Source organism: Thalassospira sp. CH_XMU1448-2 (assembly GCF_037027285.1).
GTDB lineage: Bacteria > Pseudomonadota > Alphaproteobacteria > Rhodospirillales > Thalassospiraceae > Thalassospira > Thalassospira profundimaris_C.
Genome location: NZ_JAYMEA010000002.1, coordinates 1,053,764 through 1,073,556, shown reverse-complemented (window position 1 = coordinate 1,073,556; position 19,793 = coordinate 1,053,764). Strand labels below are relative to the sequence as shown.

Below are 19,793 nucleotides of genomic sequence, written 5' to 3'. Positions count from 1 at the left end.
CCTATTCCTTGCCGATATCCATATCGTTCAGATCATCTTCCACAGCGCCGGACAGATGTTCGAAAATGTCACCCATCGCACTTTCAACACGCTGCCAGCTTGGAATAAACGGACTTTCAAGCGGGTTTTCAAGATAGTGCTGACCGGCGCTTATGATGACCTCTGACAATACCTCAACGCATTTTTCTTCTTCGTCGCGGTTGATCTTGAGGCCGTTAAACAATGCGTCCGCGCGATATTGTTCAATCAGATCAAGGGCGACGCGGTAATAGGTCGCCTTGATCGTGCGAAATGTCTCGTGCGAGAAAATCGTGCCCTGGGTTGCGAGTTTGCGAAACAGTGATTTGGCGATATCACCAGCCATCCTTGAAAGCCCGTCATCTTTTTGCGCCGGGTCAAATTCACGATGCTTGTGATCATAGATATCGGCAATATCGACCTGGGCGAGGCGATGGACCGTGTGGTTGCGATACATTTCCGAAAGCATCGAAATCTCAAGTCCCCAGTCCGATGCGACCCGCAAGCCATAGGCAACATCGGTACGGATTGCCATTTCCCCCGATAGGGAATAGCGGAAGCAGTCAAGGTAATTCAGGAAGTCGGTCTTGCCGATAACCTGCTTGAGCGCACGGATCAGCGGGGTGACAAACAGGCGACAGACCCGGCCCTTGAGCGTGCCATTGGCAACGCGTGCGTAATAGCCCTTGGCAAAGGCAAAGTTGAATGCCGGATTGGCAATCGGATACATGAGCTTGGCCGGAAGGTCGGGCGTGTAGGTAGCAATATCGCAATCATGAATGCCAATCACCGAGCTTCGCCCCGATGCCAGCGTATAGCCCATGCAATACCAGACATTGCGACCCTTGCCCGGTTCGTATCGGGCCAGCCCAAATTCATCAAGCCGGTCATGGACATTGCGCAAACGCGGACCATCATTCCACAGAATGCGCACATGTTGCGGCAGATCCTTGAAGAATTCACGGGCATGAAGGTATTGCTGAGCGTTGGCGCGGTCGAGACCCACGACGATCTGGTCAATATAGGTCGCCTGTTTAAGACCTTCGACGATGGTCGTCATGGCTGGCGTTTCAAGCTCGGAATACAGGCACGGCAAAATCAGGGTCTGTCGGCGTTGCCGCGCAAAGGCGGTCATTTCATAAGCGAGTTCTTCCGGATTACGGTCAAGAATGCGATGAAGGGTTGTGATCGGGCCACCCTGATGGAAATCAGCCATGAAGTACCTCGCTGTTTTTATTGGTATTTGTTATCTCGTCCAAGATTTCATTAAGTGCGACATTCCACCCAGCCGGTCCGGGGTACGGGGCAAGGCGCAAGTTCGAATGTTCAAGCAAAGGGGCCTTGCGACCGCGATTTTTTGTCGGGATCTGCACAGCAAAATCGGCCTCGGCCAGCATCGGGATATCGTTGGGGGAATCGCCAAGGGCGATGGTCGTGAAGCGTTTGACAGGTTTGCCTGACATGTCGCGATAAAATACGGCCAGCCGTTCGAGCATCCGCTTCATCGCATGCCCCTTGTTTGATGGGCCGCAGATCGTGTGAAAACGCCCCCCCTTGACCAGATTGAGCCCTTTTTGTTCCGCGATAGTGCGCGCGATCCTGACATCCTGTGCCGAGGGTTGCCAGATCAGCGGGTCGGAGCAATGGCGTTGTCCGGCGCGAATGGCATCGTCAAGTGACAGGCCTGTTTCCGCGGCAATGATTTCCGGTTCCACGGTTCTGAAACTGCGAAGCGGGACATGGATCGCCGATCTGATCTGTTCGCGGACCATATCGATTGTTTCGGAAGACGGGCCGTGCTGTTCCATCGCGCTTTTCAGCGACACAATCCCGCCATTCTCGGCGATCAGACCGTCAAACAGTTCCGCGTTCTGATTGATATGTTCAAGTTCGGTCAGCGTTTTGGAAGATACGGCAATCAGCGGGATGGACAGAAGATTCACGCGATCAAGTGCCGGGCGAGCATCCTCCCAGCTATAGGTGTCATGATCAAGCAATGTGCCGTCAAGGTCGGTGAAGATGACGATAGCGCGGCTTTCTGGCATTATCCCGTTCTGTCGCGGTTTTAAGATGGTTTGAGACCGTGAATTGATCTCTTGTGCAACAGTTTAACACAGCGATCCCGGCGGATCGACCTTTCGCAAGATTAATTTTTGCTCACAGGTTTGATCTGGTTAAAAAACGAGCGCCTTAAATACAGCTTTGTGAATAAATTCCGGCTGCAACCCATTTTCTGCATCAACCGTGTCAGCAGGTGATATTGTCTGTATGGTATTGATCCGTTAGTGGTTCTTGTCGTGGTTTTGGGGACGAATAACGGATTTCACATTTCCGGAGATGCCTATGAGGTTGCGTCGGAAAAGTCACGTTTGCCAAGTGCTGGCGGCATTGTGTTTGTTGATCACGCTGAGTAGTGCAAGTGCCGCGACACATGCTGCGACTGCCGCACAGTCGGCCGGTGACCGTGATGCCAAAGCGATAACCCCGCCAATCCGCGATGTCATTGGCGAGCAGGCTTCTGAGCGCGTTGATCTTAAGGAAGGATATGAGTTTCGGGTTGCGGTCGGTGAATGGCCGCCAATGATCAGTGAAACCCTTCCGGACTTTGGCAAGCACGCCAAAAGGTTCCAGACCATTTTCAGCGCCATGGGCTTCAAGGTGCAGTTCGTTTTTGTGCCCTGGCAGCGGGCTTATGAGCAAACCCGGCGGGGTGTCTATATCGCGACATTCCCATGGCTTAGAACCGATATACGTATCGATGAGTTTCACGTTCCGCACTATCCGATTGCCCATGCACACCAAAAAGGCTTCTACAAAACCACGCGCTTTCCCGATGGTATCAACTTGAACCGGCTGGCCGATGTTCCATTGCTTGGATTGCGGCCCGTCGGGATTGCAAGTTACTGGTATGAAGAGGAATTCAGGAGGCTTGGTATCGCGGCTGATATGGTAAGCAATCCTGAATCAGCCTGGCGGTTTCTTGATGCCGATCGCGCCGATATCCTGTTTGAGGAAGAGGAGGTCGGATGGTTTGATCTGACCAGATTACTGGGCGAAAAGGTGGCCGCGACCTATGCCACCACCGATCCGATAACGACAAACAATATGTTCATCCTGTTTTCGCGCAATCATCCGGATGGCGAAGCATTGATGAGGGCATATGAGCGTTATATTGCCTCTGATGAGGGGCAGGAAATCTGTAAGGAATGGTCCATCTGCAAGGAAGATCTTCCCGCAAGGTCCGGTCAGGATCGTGGCAGGAACAGCGAATAGTCGCCCGATCCAAGCAACCCTTGCGGGAATTCCCCGAGGATGGGAGTGATCCAGAACCATATCGGAATTGATCTATAACCAAATATGAATACGTGTTCGATTTGTCCAATCATTATCCCGGTTTGTCCATTCTGTCCAAGCGCCAACCAGCGTATTGTTTCCGCAATGGAATGGTTCTTGTTCCAATTAAAAAAGAACAATCAACAACCGTGATCTTGTGAGGAAATCGTCATGCATGTCCCTGTCGTCATTATCGGTTCCGGCCCGGCTGGCTTGCTTCTTTCCCACCTGTTGCATGTACAGGGAATTGAATCCGTCATTCTTGAACGCAAAAGCCGCGACTATGTCGAAGGCCGCATCCGCGCTGGCGTTCTTGAAATGGGGACAGTTGACCTGATGAAGCGGGTCGGTGTTGATGCGCGCATGAATAAGGAAGGCATCATTCATGGCGGCATCTATATCAGCGTGAATGGCAAACGTACGCACGTGAATATGGAAGAACTCACCGGTGGTTCGACGGTGATGATCTATGGTCAGACCGAAGTCACCAAAGACCTGATCTCAGCCCGTCTTGCCCATGGTGGCGAGATCGTGTTCGAAGCCGAGGATGTCAGTCTGCATGACATTGATGGCGACAAACCGCGTGTTCGATATGTCAAAGACGGCAATGAAACCGAATTGACCTGTGATTATATCGCTGCCTGCGACGGGTTCCATGGTGTCGGCCGCAAGACGCTTCCGGGTGTGCAGGAATTCGAAAAGGTCTATCCGTTTGGCTGGCTGGGTGTTCTGGCCCATGCAAAACCGGTTGCCGACGAACTGATCTATGCCAAGCATGATCGTGGTTTTGCGCTGTGCTCGATGCGCTCGGAAACCGTTGTGCGCCACTATGTTCAGGTGCCCAGCACCGACAAGATCGAAGACTGGTCTGATGACCGCTTCTGGGCCGAACTGCGCACCCGCCTTGGTGAAGAAGACGGTGAACTGGTCAATGAAGGCGAAGTGTTTGAAAAAAGCATCGCGCCGTTGCGCAGCTTTGTCGCCGAACCGATGCAGCATGGCCGTCTGTTCCTGGCAGGGGACGCCGCCCATATCGTGCCGCCGACCGGTGCCAAGGGCCTTAACCTTGCGGCAAGCGACGTTCACTACCTGTCCGAAGCCCTGATTGCGAAATACAAGAATAACCGTCAGGACCTGCTTGAAAGCTATTCGGAGACTGCGCTTGCACGCGTCTGGAAGGCAGAGCGGTTCTCATGGTGGATGACCTCGATGCTCCATACTTTCGGGGATCAGAAAGAATTTGACGGCCGCATCCGCGATGCCGAATTGCAGTATATCCTGTCGTCAAAGGCAGGATTGACCAACCTGTCGGAAAACTACGTCGGTTTGCCTTACTGATTGACGTAACGGGGATACCCACTCCCGTAAGAAGAGCTCCCACTCTTCATTTCCGCCCAGAAATTTCCGACAGGATCTTGGAACGGCCCGCAGCCCACGCGGGCCGTTCCTGTTTTCGCGGTTTAGCCAGGCTGCCCGAAAATGATCACAATTGAATTCGGAACCATTTCCACGACCGACCGTTTCCTGTGTGTTGGATTTCAATACAACAGGAGAAAATCATGGCGACCAAAACCGAGACGACGGCCGATACCGCAAAGCTGCAGGCCGATGTCGATGCACTTCGCAAGGATCTGGCAGAGGTCACCAAGACGCTCCGGACCATGGCGGGCGAGGGGGCGCAAACCCGTACACAGGCCGCAGCCGAACGTATCCGTGAAGTATCCGATCAGGCCCGCGACCAGTTTGATCATGCCCGCGAAGTCGCGGTGGAACGTGTGCGTGAACGCCCGCTATCCTCCGTCGCCGTGACATTCGGTGTTGGCCTTCTGATTGGCCGACTGCTTCAGAAATGATTGACCAGTTGACGCAAACGCTTTCGGGCGCGTTGACAGATCTGGCAAAGGCTGCTGTACGAAAGTGCGCGGTCTTTGCCGTGATCGGTCTTGTGCTTCTGACGGGTGCTGGATTTTTGCTAGCTGCCGTCTATATGGCGCTGGCTGCGAGTTTCGGGGCAATTGTTGCTGCTATAACGCTTGGCGGCACCTTGATCACGCTTGGTCTGATTGCGCTTGCGATCATCATGCAGCGTGATCCCGGCGACGCGATTGACAGGCCGGCGAAGGATGAAACATCGTCAGAACGTGATGCAAGGGAAGATGACGTTCTGTTTGATCTTCTGATCCATTCCGCCATGACCGGCTATGCGACCGGGCAGGGCAACCACCCCAAAATGAAAACGGGGTTTGACCAGATGGTGACGGACCTTGATGCCCTTGGCGTTTTTGGCCGAAAACCCGATGTCAGGGAACCTGATGCCCGTACCACAGACACAACAAAGGCGGGATAGCATTGCTTCCCGCCTTTTTGATTATCCGATGCATATCCGGCTTATTCGCCGTGGAAATGCACGGTGCCGATATAGGGCAGGTTGCGGTTGTTCTGGGCATAATCGATGCCATAGCCAACCACGAATTCGTCGGGAATATCAAAGCCACAGAAATCAATCGGGATTTCGACTTCGCGGCGCGACGGCTTGTTAAGAAGCGTGCAGATTTCCAGACGGTTCGGATCGCGGGTCTTGAGCAGGCGGACAACTTCCGAAAGCGTATAGCCGGTATCAATGATGTCTTCGACCAGAAGCACATCCTTGCCACGGATCTGACCATCAAGATCCTTTACGATACGCACATTGCGCGAGCTTTCAGTAGAGTCGCCGTAAGATGATGCGACCATGAAGTCGACTTCGACCGGAACGGTCAGCTTGCGGGCCAGATCGGCGATGAATACGAAAGAGCCGCGAAGCAGGCCGACAACTATCAGCTTTTGGGTGTCTTTGAAGCTCTCATTGATCTTGGCGGCAAGCGCGTCAATCTGGGTGGCAATTTCGTCCGCCGTGATCAGCGGCTTGACATCATAATCGGCCATAAATTCTGGTCCTGAAGCGTTGGGTTGTGATGTTTGGCTTGCTAGCACACGAAGGTCGTTCTGACCAGCCCGTGAATGGTAACAGAAGTATAATCCCTTAGATCACAAATACATTATCGCGCCATGGGTGAGGCAAGACATGCCTTTGCGCGGCAGAGATGCGAAGTCTTGCGCCTGAATGTCCCGGCGATCACTAGGATGTTGGCGAGCTGATTGTATTTTCAATGGTGGAATGGGGGATTAGTGATTTCAGGTTTCGATTTCTGACCAAGCTCAGAAAGGCCTGTGCCGCTGGGGATAACGTGCGGCCGGACCGCCAGACCAATCCGATTTGCCGTAACAAGACCGGACTTTCCAGCGGTCGGAATATAAGCGGCGAACGTCCAAGAACCGGCAATGTAAGTGATGGCAGCGCCGTGATGCAAAGCCCCTGGGATACGAGCGCGCCTGCCGTTGCAAGATGTGCGACTTCAAACCGGGGACGAAATAGAAAATTGTTTTGCGCGCAGGCGGCATCAATGACGGCCCGGACACTTGTTTCACGCGACATCGCCACCATCGGCTGTGACAGAATTTCTTCCCATTTATAGGTGCGTTCTTCCTGCAAGAAGCTGTTTGGTGCGCCGACTGCGATAAACCTGTCACTTAACAGGCGCTGAAATGAAAGATTGTCGCTATTTTCAACCACATCTGCCGTAAAGCCGATATCGGCACGGCCCATTTCAACTTCGCGAAGCACGCCATCAGATAGCATGTCATTGAGTTGAAGGTCGACATCGGGATGGGTGTCCATGAATTCGGCAATCAGCGGCGGCAACAGCCCGGCAGTGACAGAAGGCAGACCCGCAATCGTCAGCTTGCCGCGTCTGGTGTTCAGATATGTGTCAAATTCTGCCAGTGCAGAATCAGTGGTGTTCAGGATGCGTTCGGCGAGTCTCAGGAACATTTTGCCCTGATCGGTCAGCGCAACATTACGTGTGTCACGATCAAACAGTCGCGCCCCGGTGCGTTCCTCAATGCGGCTGATCTGGCGGCTCAATGTTGATCCGGAAATACCAAGCCGTTGAGCCGCCTTACGAAAACTGCCGCTTTCTGCCAGAAGACAGAAGGCACGTACTTCATCGGTATCAAGATTGATGCGTTTCATGCATCAATTATCTCACTATTTGATCTTCCTGCAATAAAAAATCTGAACCACACTTTCCGTCCGCCGAGAATAATCAAAGCCCAAGACTTGCCGGCGGAACATCAAACATGCCTGATAAGGCATAGGGAGGAAATATTATGAAAATCACGAAACTCGCCTTGGCGGGCGTGCTCGCCTTTGGTCTGTCTGTGCCTGCATTCGCACAGGACAAATTGCTGATTGGTTCTACTTCGGCTTCTTCGTCGCACTATGGCTATTTCGTTTCTGTCGCCAAGCTGATCAATGATGCGAAAAATGATATCGAAGCATCGGTTGTGGAAACCGGTGCCACGATGGACAACCTGCGTCGTATCGAACGCAACCAGATTGACCTTGGTCTGGTAACCACCAACGTTGCCCAGCACGCCCATTCCGGGACCAAGGCCTTTGACGGCAAGGCAATGGAAAATCTGGGGCTTCTCTGGGTGTATACCGGCGCGCCGCAGAATGTGATTGTGCGCGAAGATGCGGGAATCAGTAGTCTTGCGGAACTGGCCGGACAGCGTTTCAATCCCGGCATCAAAGGGTCTGCAACCGAAAGCACAACAGAGGCTGTTTTCCAGACACTTGGCCTGTCATCTGATTATGTCCGTGGTTCGACCACCGATGTCGTCGACATGATCAAGGATAACCGTGTGACTGGATATGTAAAATCCGGTGCGGGGCTTAAACTTGATAGCTCGACCCTTGATATCGCGACTTTTACACCGATCAAGGTTCTGAGCCTTACCGATGCGCAGAAACAGACCCTTCTTGAGAAAATGCCGGATGTGTCAGTGGTAGATATTCCTGAAGGTGCCGCTGATGGCGTTCCGACCTATTCGACCTGGAGCTTTGGCGTCGGTGTTGGTGCTTCTGCCAATCTGTCCGAAGATGCGGCCTACAAGATTGTTGATGCCATCATGACCGACAAGGAAGTCCAGGGGGCCGCAATGGCGAGCGTCAAGGGCGTTAATCTGGCAGAGCTGACGCTGCAATATGCGACCATTCCCCTGCATCCGGGGGCCGCGAAATGGTTCCGTGAAAACGGGTATGAAATCCCGGCGAACCTCGATCCCGCAAAATAAAAACAAGCCTTGATACAAAGGGAAAACCGCCATGTCTGGACGTCTTCGGGACGGGTTTGCGTTGCTCGTCGGCATCTTCGTATTCTACACGGCCGCAACAGGTCCGTTTGAAAGTCTGATCCAAAGGGCGGTTTTTCTTGCGCTGGTTACCTGTCTTGGTCTGAGCCTTTTTCCGCTGGGGCAGGGCACGCCCTGGCGGAAGGCAGGCTTGGTTATAGATCTGGTTTTGGCTGCGGTAACAGTTACAGCCTGTTCCTATATTGTTGTGAACTACGACGAGATCATGACGACCCTGCCATGGGCGACCCGGCTTGATATGGTGTTGACACTTGGCCTTGTCGTCACGGTTCTTGAAGTAGGGCGTCGTGCCGTCGGCCTGATCTTCCCGGTACTGGTGATTGCCGGATTGATGTATGCGCTGCTTGGAAAATACATTCCCGGCAGCATGGGGCATCGTGGCTTTGACCTTGAATTTGTCACAGAAACCATTTTCCTTGGCGATCTGGGGATATGGGGGATGCTGACCGGAGTTGCGGCAACCGTGATTGCTGCCTTTGTCCTGTTCGGTGCCTTGCTGCTCCATACCGGCGGGGGCCAGAGCTTTATGGATCTGGCCATGCGGCTGGGCGGACGGCAAAGAGGTGGTGCAGCAAAAATCGCCATCATTTCCAGTGGCCTGTTTGGCATGATTTCCGGCTCGGCCGTTGCCAATGTTGCAACCACGGGAAATTTCACCATTCCGATGATGCGTCGTCTTGGCTATCCGGCGCCACTTGCCGCCGCCGTTGAAGCCGTGGCTTCAACCGGTGGGCAGATCGCCCCGCCGATCATGGGGGCAGCCGCCTTTGTCATGGCCGAGATCCTTGGCATTGCCTATGTCGATGTCATGGTGGCTGCGATTATTCCGGCTGTCCTGTTTTACCTTTCGGTTTTTGTGACGGTCCATATCGTTGCGACCCGCCGTAATCTTAGCCTCGTACCAGAAGATGAACTTCCGGCATGGTCGGAAATTCTCGCACTGCGCAAGGTCTTGCCGATTGTGGCTGCCCTAGGCTGTCTTGCCATTGGCATTTTTATGGGGCGGTCGGTTGCAACTTCGGCCTTTTACGGCATGGCCGGTCTGCTGGTTGCGTTCATTGCGACCTCTGTCGGGCGGCTTTCCATGCGCGAAATGTGTGTGCGTGTTCTCGACGGGGTCACCGATGCCGGCAAGGGGATGGTGATTATTGGTGTCCTGCTTGCCGGGGCGCAAATCCTTGTTTCCATGATCAATATGACCGGCATTGGTGTAACGCTCAGTTCGATGATTGTCGCGATTGCCGGTGACTCAACCGTTCTGGTGGCGGTGATCGTTGGTCTGGTGTGCCTGATCATGGGGATGGGTTTGCCGACCACAGCGGCCTATGTGCTGGTTGCGGCTGTTCTGGCCCCGGCAATGACGGCGGTCGGAATTGACCCGCTGACCGCGCATCTGTTTGTTTTCTACTTCGCGACGATTTCGGTGATCACGCCACCGGTATGTGTGGCGGTATTTGTCGGCGCAGGTATCGCGCAGACCAACTGGCTGCCAGCCGCATTTGAAGCCGTGCGTCTCGGGGCGCTGACCTATGTCGTGCCGTTCATGTTGCTGCTTTATCCAGGCATGATTGGTAGTGGCGGAACACTGGCCGTCATCAATGCGGTTCTGTCGGGGCTTGTTCTGGTCGTTGCCATACCGGCATTGCTGGGCGGTCAGCCGCTTTGGGGGCGCCTGTGGGTGGATCGGGGCTTGTTGCTGATTGTGATTGCCATTGCGCTGTGGCCTGCAATGCTGACCCCGTTGATTGCTGCCGGATTGCTTGGGGCGTGCCTGTTCTTCGGGCGGAGCGCCCGCCGCGCCATGCAGGAGGTCGGGCAATGAAAACCATCCGCATTGGGACTGGTGCCGGGTTTTCTGGCGACCGGGTGGAACCGGCGGTCGATCTGGCCCAACACGGCGATATTGATTATCTGGTTTTTGAATGTCTGGCTGAACGCACCATCGCCCTTGCCCAGCAGGCAAAGATGCGTGATCCGGATGCCGGGTTTGATCCGTTGCTTGAACGGCGTATGCGTGCCGTGCTTCCTGTGTGCCATGAAAAATCCATTCGGGTCATCTCCAATATGGGGGCAGCCAACCCGGTTGCCGCTGCCAGACATACAGTGGCGATTGCCCGTGAGCTTGGTTTGACCGGGTTAAGGGTGGCGGCGGTTCTGGGTGATGACGTGCTTGATATCCTGTCGCCTGACGAGTTCCACATTACCGAAACAGCCGTTACGTTACGTGATTTCAAAAAGCAGGTTGTATCGGCGAATGCCTATCTTGGTGCAGGCGGGATTGTTGATGCACTTGCGGTGGGGGCGGATGTGATCCTGACCGGCCGGGCTGCCGATCCGGCAATGTTCCTGGCACCACAAATCTTTGAATTTGACTGGAAAATGGATGACTGGACCCTGCTTGGCCGGGGGACGCTGGTTGGTCATCTTCTCGAATGTGGGGGGCAGATCACGGGTGGGTATTTTGCTGATCCCGGTCTTAAGGATGTCCCCGATCTTGCCCGTCTGGGCTTTCCAATTGCCGAAGTCAGTGCCGATGGAAACGCGGTGATTACCAAGCTTGAAGGTTCGGGCGGCTGTGTGACGGCCGCGACCTGCAAGGAACAACTGCTTTACGAAGTGCATGATCCGAAAAAATACATTCAGCCTGACGTGGTTGCCGATTTCTCGGGGGTGCGTATCGAAGAAATCGGGCCGGATCGGGTCGCCATATCCGGTGGTGATGGTTCGCCCAGAACAAGAAGCCTGAAAGTCTCGATCGGTTATATCGATTCCTGCATTGGCGAAGGTCAGATTTCATATGCAGGTCCGGGTGCTGTGGCACGCGGGCAGCTTGCACTCGATATCCTGGATCAACGCCTGGCTTTGGCCGGAATTGACTATGACGAAAAGCGGGGCGAACTGATCGGGGTTAATTCGATTGTGACGAATGCCGACATGGCAGGGGTACCGCCAAACGAGGTTCGCCTGCGCTTTGTTGTGCGGACAGATGACCTTGCGAGTGCAGCCCGTATCGGCGAGGAAGTCGAAAGCCTGTATCTGAATGGTCCCGCTGGTGGTGGGGGGGTTACCAAAACCGCACGCGAAATCGTCGCAATCGTGTCGGGGCTGCTGCCCGAACATCATGTGCAGACACGTTTCGAAATGATGGAGGCCTGATGATGTTGTTACGTGACATTGCGCATTCCCGAACTGGCGACAAAGGCAATATTTCCAACGTGTCCATTATCGCCTTCGACCCAAAGGACTGGGATGTTCTGGTCCGGCAGGTAACGGCAGAACGGGTGCGTGCCCATTTTGGTGCCATGATCACCGGCCCGGTTGAACGTTATGAACTGCCGCAGATATCGGCCCTCAATTTCGTCATGCATGATGCGCTGGCCGGTGGTGTTACCCGTTCGCTGGCCCTTGATCCGCACGGAAAGTGCCTGAGTTCGCTGATCTTGACACTCGATATCGATATGTCAGCGGCCTAGGGCAGGTGGTAGGAAAACCGGAAAGTTATCCCGTCACGCCGCCTTGAAAATGATCGGGGTGTCGCCTTCGTGCCACTGGTCATACTTGATCATGGCGCGCTCAAAGAAAGATGATTTCAGGAAGTCATTCAGCCAGCGTTGCAGATGGACAAACGGCATGGCGTCAAATGCTTCAAGGTCGGTATTGGCAAACTGGCGGATAAAGGGTGCAATGGCAAAATCAGCCAGTGCCGGGCGCGACCCGAACAGGTATTTGCCAACCGCCAAACGGCCATCAAGCCGGTTAAGGATCTTTTCCGCATCCCGGCGATGTTCGGCCGGATCAGCATCCTCGTAGCGGTTGAAATATTTATAGCGATCAAGATGATATTTGAACGGGCCGTCATTTTGCGAAATCAGGGCCAGCATATCATCAAGTGTGCCGCTTTCGGGACTAAGCCAGTCATGCGGGTCATTCTCGGCCAGTGCCCAGACCATGATTTCAAGGCTTTCATCAATCACCGTGCCATCGGGCAGGATCAGGACCGGAACGGTGGCCTTTGGCGATGCATCAATCATGCTTTGCGGTTTGTCGCGCAAGACAACTTCGCGCAGTTCCACATCAATATCGGCTGCCAGAAGCGCAATACGTGCGCGCATGGCATAGGGACAGCGACGGAAGCTGTATAAAATCGGGCGAGCGGACCCGTCTGTTACACTGTCAGCAGAAGATTTGATTTCGGTGGTTTGGTCATGATTGGGCATATATCCGGATTAAACGGTGCATGCGGCGAATGCAACTGCTTATGCGTGCAAAGTCGGGCAGATGAATATGATCTGGTGAAAATTGATCAAAACGGCGTTTTTTGATCAATTTTGGTCGTTGCGGGCTTGATTTTCAGGGGCAGTTTGTGAAAGGACAGTGCACCAGTTTTACGTCCGGGCCGAGGAAAGAGGGCAGACGCCAAAGCGTCGATGCGATATCCTGTGGTCTGACAGTTAAAAGCCGATTGGAAAGAACAAGGGGCAAGTCCTATGACACCGACCGAAATCGCGCGCGTTACCGATTATCTGCGCCGTACCTTTGACAATAACCAGATCGCGATTGATGCACCGAAGAAAAAAGGTCATCCGATCGAGATGCGCGTTGGTGACGAGTTCGTTGGCGTTCTGCATCGTGACGAGGATGAAGGCGAAGTCAGCTATTCGCTGAATATTGTCATCCTTGAAGAAGACCTGCCGCCGGCACCGTGATCGGCAAAGCCGTTCAGACATGAAAACGCCCCGCGCCAGTTTGGTCGGGGCGTTTTTTTATATCACGACAGCATCTGGCGGATTTCATCTGGGGTCGGGACCTTGCCTTCGACCAGAATGTCATCATCAATCATCAGGGCCGGGGTGCGCATGATCCCGGCATCAATGATCCGGTTCACGTCGGTGACTTTTTCGATCTCGTATTCAAGTTCAAGGGCCTGTGCAGCGGCTTCGGCATTTTTGGCCAAGGCCTGACATTTTGCGCATCCGCTGCCGTAAATACTGATTTTCATCCGAGCACTCCTGTTGAGCGAGACTATTGGAAATTGCCATAAATAAAGCCTGAAACGGTGGCCATGACGACGACAAGCGCGCAGTAAACCAGTGTCTTCTGCGTGCCGATTACGGTTCTGATCACCAGCATATTGGGCAGGGACAGGGCAGGCCCCGCCAGCAAAAGCGCCAATGCCGGGCCTTTGCCCATGCCAGCCCCCATCAGGGCCTCGACAATCGGAACTTCCGTCAGGGTCGAGAAATACATGAAGGCCCCCAGAACCGATGCAAGTGCGGTCGAGGTCAGGGAATTATCCCCCACGGCGGCCTGCACCCATTGTTCGGGGACAAGTCCTTCGTGGCCCGGTCGGCCAAGCAGCAATCCTGCGATAAAGACACCGATCACCAGAAGCGGCAAAATCTGTTTGGTGAAATCCCAGCTTTGCGTCACCCATTCACGATCCTGATCACGCGAAAGCGCCACCATCATCAGGCCGATAATGCCGACGCCAAAGGTCAGTTGCGGATAGTGCGGAAACAAAAGCGCAATCGCGACAAGAAGGGCTGCAAGGACAAGAACCTGTTTGGGCGGCCAGTTCCATTGCCAGATCAAAAGCCCGGCAAAACCGGCCGCAAGCAAGGCCGTGATGACCCATTTAACCTGATAGATCGCCATCCAGCCCGGACTGTCAGGAACCGACGCCCAGTTGGCAAACACCAGAATACCTATCATCAGGCCGAAAAACGCGATGGTGATCGAAAGCGGCTTGCCCTCGTCATCTGCGCCAAAACCGCGTCTGGATTTCAGGGCGCGTTCGCCTTCCTCGCGGCGATAGATCAGGTGCATGATCAGGCCAATGACAATCGCAAAGGCGATGGCACCAATCCCGCGTGCAATGCCGATTTCTGCCCCCAGAACCTTGGATGTCACGACGATTGCAATCACATTGATCGCCGGACCGGAATATAAAAACGCGATGGCCGGGCCAAGTCCGGCACCACGTTTGTAAATCCCCCCGAAAAGCGGCAGGACCGTACAGGAACAAACCGCAAGCAGCGTTCCCGAAACGGACGCAACGCCAAGCGCGACCGGGCGTGATGCATCCGGCCCGAGATAGCGCATCACCGATCCCTGACTGATATAGATTGCCATGGCACCGGCAATGACAAAGGCCGGAAGCAGGCATAAAATGACATGCTCGCGTGCGTACCAGTTGGTCAGATAGACGGCCTCAAGCACGGCATTGTCAAACCGTCCTGTTCCTGCCGGAATGAAATAAATTGCCAGAAAGCCCAGTGCGATGACGGCAAACAGGCGGCCTTCACGGGGATTCTCGCGATAAAGCGTCATCAGGGTATTGAGCATTCACGGGCTCCCATTGGCGCCGTTCGGGCAGGTTGATCAATATCTGTTTTAAAATCTATCAAATGTCGGGGCATAAAACCTTGAGCTATCGCAACCTGTGATCACCGGACGGTTTTTAGATGTGCCAATAAAAAACGCCCCGAACCAATGCGGATCGGGGCGTTTTACGATTGATATCCAGGGTGTGTGATCGGGGGTTAAGCCGCGTTGCTGGCGTCTTCGGATTTGATGACCTTGTGGGTATCTTCATTCATGCCAAGCTTCCAATAGCTTGAAATATAAAGATCATCCTTGCCAAGTCCGCGTTCCTCGCGGAAATAGCGCCGCAATTCCTTCATCGCACTGAACTCGCACGCGGCCCAGACGGATGCCCGGCCTTCAAGCCAGCCAATCTTGCGTACCACATCAACAAGGGCGGTGGTGTTTTCACCCGGACGCGGATTGATCACCCATTCAATCGTCATATTGGCGGGCTTTCGGATCGACTGAATATCGGCCTCGGACCGGACCTCGATCACGGCATAGCCGCGTGCATCTGCATGCAGGGTTTCAAGATTGACCGAAACAGCGGGCAGGGCCGTCATATCGCCAACAATCAGGAACCAGTCAGCGGTCGGATCAACCAGCTTTTTCGGGCCGGGGCCACCGATTGTAATCACATCACCGGGCTTGCAATTAACCGCCCAGTTCGATGCCGGGCCGCCATGATCATGGTCGTCATCGGCATCGCCATGCATGACGAAATCAAGATCAATCTCGCGGCCCTGATCGGTCATGCGGTCGTGACGCACCGTATAGGTCCGGCGCAACACACGGTCCTTGTCATCGCCATCAATCGGGAAGATCAGTTTGACATAGGCACTTTCCTGATCCTCGGGAAAGCCTGCCATGCCCTCACCGCCAAGGGTGACGCGCAGCATATTGGGGGTGACTTGCGTTTTTGCGACCACGACAAGATCGCGCGGGGCAGGTCTGTTCATTGAAGTCTCCTAGGAACCACAGGGGTCGAGGTTATCAGCCATCAGGTTGGCGATTTCGACAAAATCCCTGATTTGTTGGGGCGTAAGGCCGCGTGTCATGCGGGATCTGACATCTTGCTCGACCGCACGGAAGGCTTCCATGCGGGTCTCGCCTGCGGTCGTCAAATGCAGCGTCTGACTGCGTCGATCAATGGGGTGCGGGCGGCGTTCAATCAGCCCGTCATTTACAAGTTCCTGCAAAAGCCGTGTGATGCGGCCTTTGTCCTGACCTGATTTTTCGGCCATCTGCTGGGCGGTGATGCCCGGGATGCGAACGATCCATTTCATTACGCGCTTGTGCGAAATCGGCATCGGCATATCGGCATCAACCATCGCATTCATCAGACTGCGTTTATAGGCATGGACAAGCCGATGCAGGGTTTCACCCGGGACGTGTGCCTGATCCTGTTCGATCATGATCTCTCTCGCTTTCTTGTATTCACAGGCCCGCCGGGCTTGTGATCCTGCCGGTGCGAAGGGCATGGCGACGACCTTCGCAAATAAGGGCCGATGTCAGGGCGGCACCACTTGCCACCATCATGATGGTATCAAAGTCAAACGAAGCACCCGTGCCGATCAGGATCGCGGCAAGGGCCGCACCGACCGACTGCCCGGTCAGACGTGCGGTTGACAGCATCCCGCTGGCTCCGCCTGCGCGTTCGCGCGGCGCACTGGTCAGCATCAGGCGGTTATTGGGGGCCTGAAACAGTCCGAACCCGATCCCGCAGATCGCAAGAGCGGCAATAATCCCGCCATAGCTTCCACCTGCCGGAACAAAGGTGACGGCAGAAAGCCCGACGGCAAAGACCATCATGCCAAGCCCGGTCAGACGGATCGGCGAATATTTATCGGCCAAGCGTCCGGCAACGGGGGCGGCAACTGCGGTGGCAAGCGGCCAGGGCGTCATCAAAAGTCCGGTCATGGTCGGGCTATAACCCAGCACGTCATGGAAATAGAAAGGCAGGGTGACAAACGCAATCATCTGGGCACAAAAGCCAAAGATCGATGACCCGATGGAACAGGCAAAAATCGGCAGCTTCAAAAGATCAAGCGGCAACATCGGCCGATCCTTGGACAACTGGCGACGCACCAGAAACGCACCGGCAATGATCGCAATGGCAAATTGCGCAGTAATCAAAGCCGGGCTGCTTTCCGTGCCGACATTACCAAGGGCCGAAATCAATCCGCCAAAGGTCAGCACATTCAAAAACGCACTGATGAAATCAAACCGGGTGCGGCTTGGCGGGTTAAAGGGCAGGGTGAAATAGCCGACTATGATCGCCAGAACCGAAATCGGCACATTGATCAAAAACAGCCAGTGCCAGCTTGCGACCGCCAGAATGGCCGAGGCAATGGTCGGGCCACCCGCCGCCGACACCGAAACCGTCATGGCGATCCAGCCAATCGCACGGCCAAGCTTGGCCTGCGGGAAGATATGGCGCATGACCGCACCATTGATGCTCATCAGTGCGGCGGCACCAAGGCCCTGCAACACGCGGGCTGCGGTCAGAATTTCGATATTCGGGGCCATGGCGCACAGGAATGATGCGATCCCGAAGATCGCAATGCCGCTCAGATATACCTTGCGAAACCCGATGGCCTCGCCAAGGGCGGCAAGCGGTAACAGGGCGACGACGATGGCCAGCTGATAGGCGGTGACGACCCAGATGGCGTGGGCTGGCGAAACGCCCTGATCCTGTGCAATGATCGGAAGGGCAACATTCATGATCGTGCCATCCAGCACAGCCATCATGATGGTCAGCAACACCGCAATGGCGGCAAATCCGGCCCGCGGGCTTGGCAATCCGTCCGGGTAAATGGTGGTCGAAATCTTCATGGGGCGATTTCACTTTCAGACTAACAATGGCGCAAAGCGGCACATTCCAGCGGACGGCAAAGCATTGCGCAATTCGGTGACGAGCGAGGGGTACGGGGCGGATACAGAAGCCGGGGAATGGGGGCGAAAGGCTTCTGCATCCGCAACCTTAATTGGTTGACTATATCAACTATATGAAAATGGTTGATTGTGTCAACTATATTTTCAAGCCTGCTCTTGCGGGTAGTATCAAGCTGCGCTTTCGGGGCGTAACATCAAGGAAAGGAACAGGGAGGACAGAATATGAAAACCGCAATGATGCTTGCCATCACAGCACTGATTGCGCTCGGTGCACAACCCGCACCAGTACAAGCCGGGTCAGAAACGGCAATCGTCGATCAACAGATCGAACATGGCGGCGGCTGCCGCAAAAGCTCACCACCCGGTCAGTGCTGTCATATGGATCGCAAAGCTGGGACGGTGCATTGTCATTAGGAATAGGTACTCTCCTAAACTTCAACTGCATGATGGAGGTCGCTTTGGACGATAAGGAACTTCGCCATGATCGAAAATATGTGTGGTACGGAGCGTTTGGGTTTGCTGGCGCAGAAGATGACTTGCCGTTTTCAGGGCTGGTGAGTTACTCCCCAGCCGAAGGTATTCACGTCAAAATATTGACTGAAGATACAAGCCTGCTGGACGAGGGCGGGACATTAGTTAGAGGGAAGATGCATGCTCTGGTGAGTGATGAGCATGGGTTTCGGCACCTAACTTTGCTGAATGTTTTTCTTGGGTCATCTAGGACGAATTTTCGAGCTACTGAGGTTGAAGGTACAGCTGAGCTATTGCTTGATACCTGGATTTATAAATCTACTTCCGTCCGCAAGATACAAGCTGAGTATTGTAGGGCCTTTGAAGATTTCATGTTTTGGCGCTCATCACGGGATAGTTGTATTTTGGCTTTTTCCGGAAGAGAAGGTTTCTCAACTCAGAACGGGTGGAGGGTGTCCTTTTCTGACAATTCGATAGCAACTGTAGTTAGCAAGGCAAATGATCTAGGCACTGTATTCTGGACGCGAACGCCGGAAGCTTTAACTGAGCTAAAAAAAGCTACTGTTAAAGTTTTTGAGGAATACTCCGGTCAAATTCTTCGGCGCAAGAATCTGCGATTTTACATTTCTTTCGAACATGACGATAAGAGCTTTGCAAAATATTTGTCAAAACTGGGGCAGTGGGAGAGCTTTGTTGGTTTCTTGATCGATGACATTTTGAACCCTCAATCAATTTATATTCTGGTTGAAGATGAGAAAAACTTCGGAGAACGTTCGCAAAAAAAAGCAAATGTTATTCTGGGTTATCGAAAAAATGAGAAGCGAAAGAGAGTAGAACCATATCATCATCATCGATTGCCAATAAATTTCACTGTTTTCGATGAGGGAGAAAAAGACGGTCTGTTGGAGTTGTATAAAGCTTTTGAAAGGTGGATTAGTATCTGCGAGCTCTCAGACTGGAAGCCAATTTACCGATCCGTAAAGCGTTCGTTCCAATTTGCAGAGTATTTTGGAGACACTCCACAGTTCGCCTCTAATTTCTCAGATATTAGTGCCTTCTTGAGCTTGACCGACGGAAGTGGCAAAGGACTTCCAGAGGAAATGATCGCAAAGTATGCTCCAGAGGATTGGAAGAAATCAGTTCGCAAGTTATTTCCGTACGCCAAAAACGACAAAGATATAGATAAATTTCTGGGCGAAGAGCTGAAGTCAATTCGTAACTCGATCGAGCACCCTGCGGACGATGAAAGAAGAGGTCGATCATTTCACAGAGCATTAAGAGATGATGAGTTTAAACTTCATCTTCTCAACGCGTACGTAACCGGACTTTTGATGTATGGTGTCCTTTCTTATCTGGGAATTGATAGCGACATAGCGAAAAAGAAATTCGTCAACAATTTCATTGAAGCTCATGGTGATTTTAGGCCGATAGAATTTGACGAATAATCAGTAGCG

Annotated in this window: 21 protein-coding genes; 11 read left to right on the top strand and 10 right to left on the bottom strand. The window is 53.6% G+C overall.

The window, feature by feature from the left end:
* Position 1: 1 nt before the first annotated feature.
* Positions 2-1,234: a glycosyl transferase gene (locus tag WA318_RS12355; protein ID WP_336081418.1), complete on the bottom strand. Its 1,233-nt coding sequence runs from the start codon at positions 1,232-1,234 to the stop codon at positions 2-4.
* Positions 1,227-2,063 carry an HAD-IIB family hydrolase gene (locus WA318_RS12350; protein ID WP_336081416.1) on the bottom strand — a complete coding sequence of 279 codons (837 nt, stop codon included), beginning with the start codon at positions 2,061-2,063 and terminating at the stop codon, positions 1,227-1,229. Before WA318_RS12350 ends, WA318_RS12355 begins: the two co-directional genes overlap by 8 nt.
* A gap of 352 nt (positions 2,064-2,415) precedes the next feature.
* On the opposite strand from WA318_RS12350, the gene WA318_RS12345 reads away from it, so the two are divergent.
* From WA318_RS12345 to WA318_RS12330, 4 genes are all read left to right on the top strand, one after another.
* Positions 2,416-3,291, top strand: coding sequence for a hypothetical protein (locus WA318_RS12345; protein WP_336081415.1), 876 nt, complete (start codon positions 2,416-2,418; stop codon positions 3,289-3,291).
* A gap of 231 nt (positions 3,292-3,522) precedes the next feature.
* Positions 3,523-4,689 carry a 4-hydroxybenzoate 3-monooxygenase gene (gene pobA, locus WA318_RS12340; RefSeq protein WP_114097245.1) on the top strand — a complete coding sequence of 389 codons (1,167 nt, stop codon included), beginning with the start codon at positions 3,523-3,525 and terminating at the stop codon, positions 4,687-4,689.
* A 221-nt stretch (positions 4,690-4,910) separates the two neighbouring features.
* Positions 4,911-5,204, top strand: coding sequence for a DUF883 family protein (locus tag WA318_RS12335; RefSeq protein WP_336081412.1), 294 nt, complete (start codon positions 4,911-4,913; stop codon positions 5,202-5,204).
* Positions 5,201-5,698, top strand: a complete 498-nt coding sequence (locus tag WA318_RS12330; protein ID WP_336081411.1) for a phage holin family protein — start codon at positions 5,201-5,203, stop codon at positions 5,696-5,698. The genes WA318_RS12335 and WA318_RS12330 overlap by 4 nt, the downstream gene beginning before the upstream one ends.
* Positions 5,699-5,739: 41 nt before the next feature.
* Here the strand turns inward: WA318_RS12330 and hpt are convergent, their stop codons facing one another.
* Entirely contained in the window at positions 5,740-6,276 is a 537-nt protein-coding gene (gene hpt, locus WA318_RS12325) for a hypoxanthine phosphoribosyltransferase (protein WP_114097248.1), read from the bottom strand.
* 193 nt (positions 6,277-6,469) lie between these two features.
* Positions 6,470-7,423, bottom strand: a complete 954-nt coding sequence (locus WA318_RS12320; protein WP_336081410.1) for a LysR family transcriptional regulator — start codon at positions 7,421-7,423, stop codon at positions 6,470-6,472.
* 137 nt (positions 7,424-7,560) lie between these two features.
* Here WA318_RS12320 and WA318_RS12315 point away from each other — a divergent pair, with 137 nt between their 5' ends.
* Genes WA318_RS12315 through WA318_RS12300 form a run of 4 tightly spaced genes read left to right on the top strand, consistent with a single transcriptional unit; the run spans position 7,561 to position 12,080 of the window.
* A complete protein-coding gene (locus WA318_RS12315) occupies positions 7,561-8,529 on the top strand; it encodes a TAXI family TRAP transporter solute-binding subunit (protein ID WP_336081409.1) in 969 nt (322 codons plus the stop codon).
* 31 nt (positions 8,530-8,560) lie between these two features.
* Positions 8,561-10,429 (top strand): TRAP transporter permease, encoded by a 1,869-nt coding sequence (locus WA318_RS12310; protein ID WP_114097251.1) that lies wholly within the window; start codon positions 8,561-8,563, stop codon positions 10,427-10,429.
* Positions 10,426-11,763: an acyclic terpene utilization AtuA family protein gene (locus WA318_RS12305; protein ID WP_336081408.1), complete on the top strand. Its 1,338-nt coding sequence runs from the start codon at positions 10,426-10,428 to the stop codon at positions 11,761-11,763. Before WA318_RS12310 ends, WA318_RS12305 begins: the two co-directional genes overlap by 4 nt.
* Complete coding sequence (locus WA318_RS12300) at positions 11,763-12,080, top strand: AtuA-related protein (RefSeq protein ID WP_336081407.1); 318 nt, start codon at positions 11,763-11,765, stop codon at positions 12,078-12,080. The genes WA318_RS12305 and WA318_RS12300 overlap by 1 nt, the downstream gene beginning before the upstream one ends.
* 33 nt (positions 12,081-12,113) lie before the next feature.
* Here the strand turns inward: WA318_RS12300 and WA318_RS12295 are convergent, their stop codons facing one another.
* Positions 12,114-12,824 (bottom strand): glutathione S-transferase, encoded by a 711-nt coding sequence (locus WA318_RS12295; protein WP_336081406.1) that lies wholly within the window; start codon positions 12,822-12,824, stop codon positions 12,114-12,116.
* A 270-nt stretch (positions 12,825-13,094) separates the two neighbouring features.
* On the opposite strand from WA318_RS12295, the gene WA318_RS12290 reads away from it, so the two are divergent.
* On the top strand, positions 13,095-13,313 hold the full coding sequence (locus WA318_RS12290; protein WP_114097254.1) for a DUF3126 family protein: 219 nt from the start codon (positions 13,095-13,097) through the stop codon (positions 13,311-13,313).
* 62 nt (positions 13,314-13,375) lie between these two features.
* Here WA318_RS12290 and WA318_RS12285 read toward each other — a convergent pair whose 3' ends face one another.
* The 5 genes from WA318_RS12285 to WA318_RS12265 form a co-directional block, all read right to left on the bottom strand.
* Complete coding sequence (locus WA318_RS12285) at positions 13,376-13,606, bottom strand: thioredoxin family protein (protein WP_114097255.1); 231 nt, start codon at positions 13,604-13,606, stop codon at positions 13,376-13,378.
* 23 nt (positions 13,607-13,629) lie between these two features.
* Positions 13,630-14,952: a permease gene (locus WA318_RS12280; RefSeq protein ID WP_336081405.1), complete on the bottom strand. Its 1,323-nt coding sequence runs from the start codon at positions 14,950-14,952 to the stop codon at positions 13,630-13,632.
* Between the two features lie 197 nt (positions 14,953-15,149).
* Complete coding sequence (locus tag WA318_RS12275; protein WP_336081404.1) at positions 15,150-15,932, bottom strand: siderophore-interacting protein; 783 nt, start codon at positions 15,930-15,932, stop codon at positions 15,150-15,152.
* Between the two features lie 9 nt (positions 15,933-15,941).
* Positions 15,942-16,388: a MarR family winged helix-turn-helix transcriptional regulator gene (locus tag WA318_RS12270; RefSeq protein WP_114097258.1), complete on the bottom strand. Its 447-nt coding sequence runs from the start codon at positions 16,386-16,388 to the stop codon at positions 15,942-15,944.
* Between the two features lie 22 nt (positions 16,389-16,410).
* On the bottom strand, positions 16,411-17,808 hold the full coding sequence (locus tag WA318_RS12265; protein ID WP_336081403.1) for an MFS transporter: 1,398 nt from the start codon (positions 17,806-17,808) through the stop codon (positions 16,411-16,413).
* A 282-nt stretch (positions 17,809-18,090) separates the two neighbouring features.
* Here WA318_RS12265 and WA318_RS12260 point away from each other — a divergent pair, with 282 nt between their 5' ends.
* On the top strand, positions 18,091-18,282 hold the full coding sequence (locus tag WA318_RS12260; RefSeq protein ID WP_336081402.1) for a hypothetical protein: 192 nt from the start codon (positions 18,091-18,093) through the stop codon (positions 18,280-18,282).
* Positions 18,283-18,326: 44 nt separating this feature from the next.
* Positions 18,327-19,784: a hypothetical protein gene (locus WA318_RS12255; protein WP_336081401.1), complete on the top strand. Its 1,458-nt coding sequence runs from the start codon at positions 18,327-18,329 to the stop codon at positions 19,782-19,784.
* Positions 19,785-19,793 lie beyond the last annotated feature (9 nt).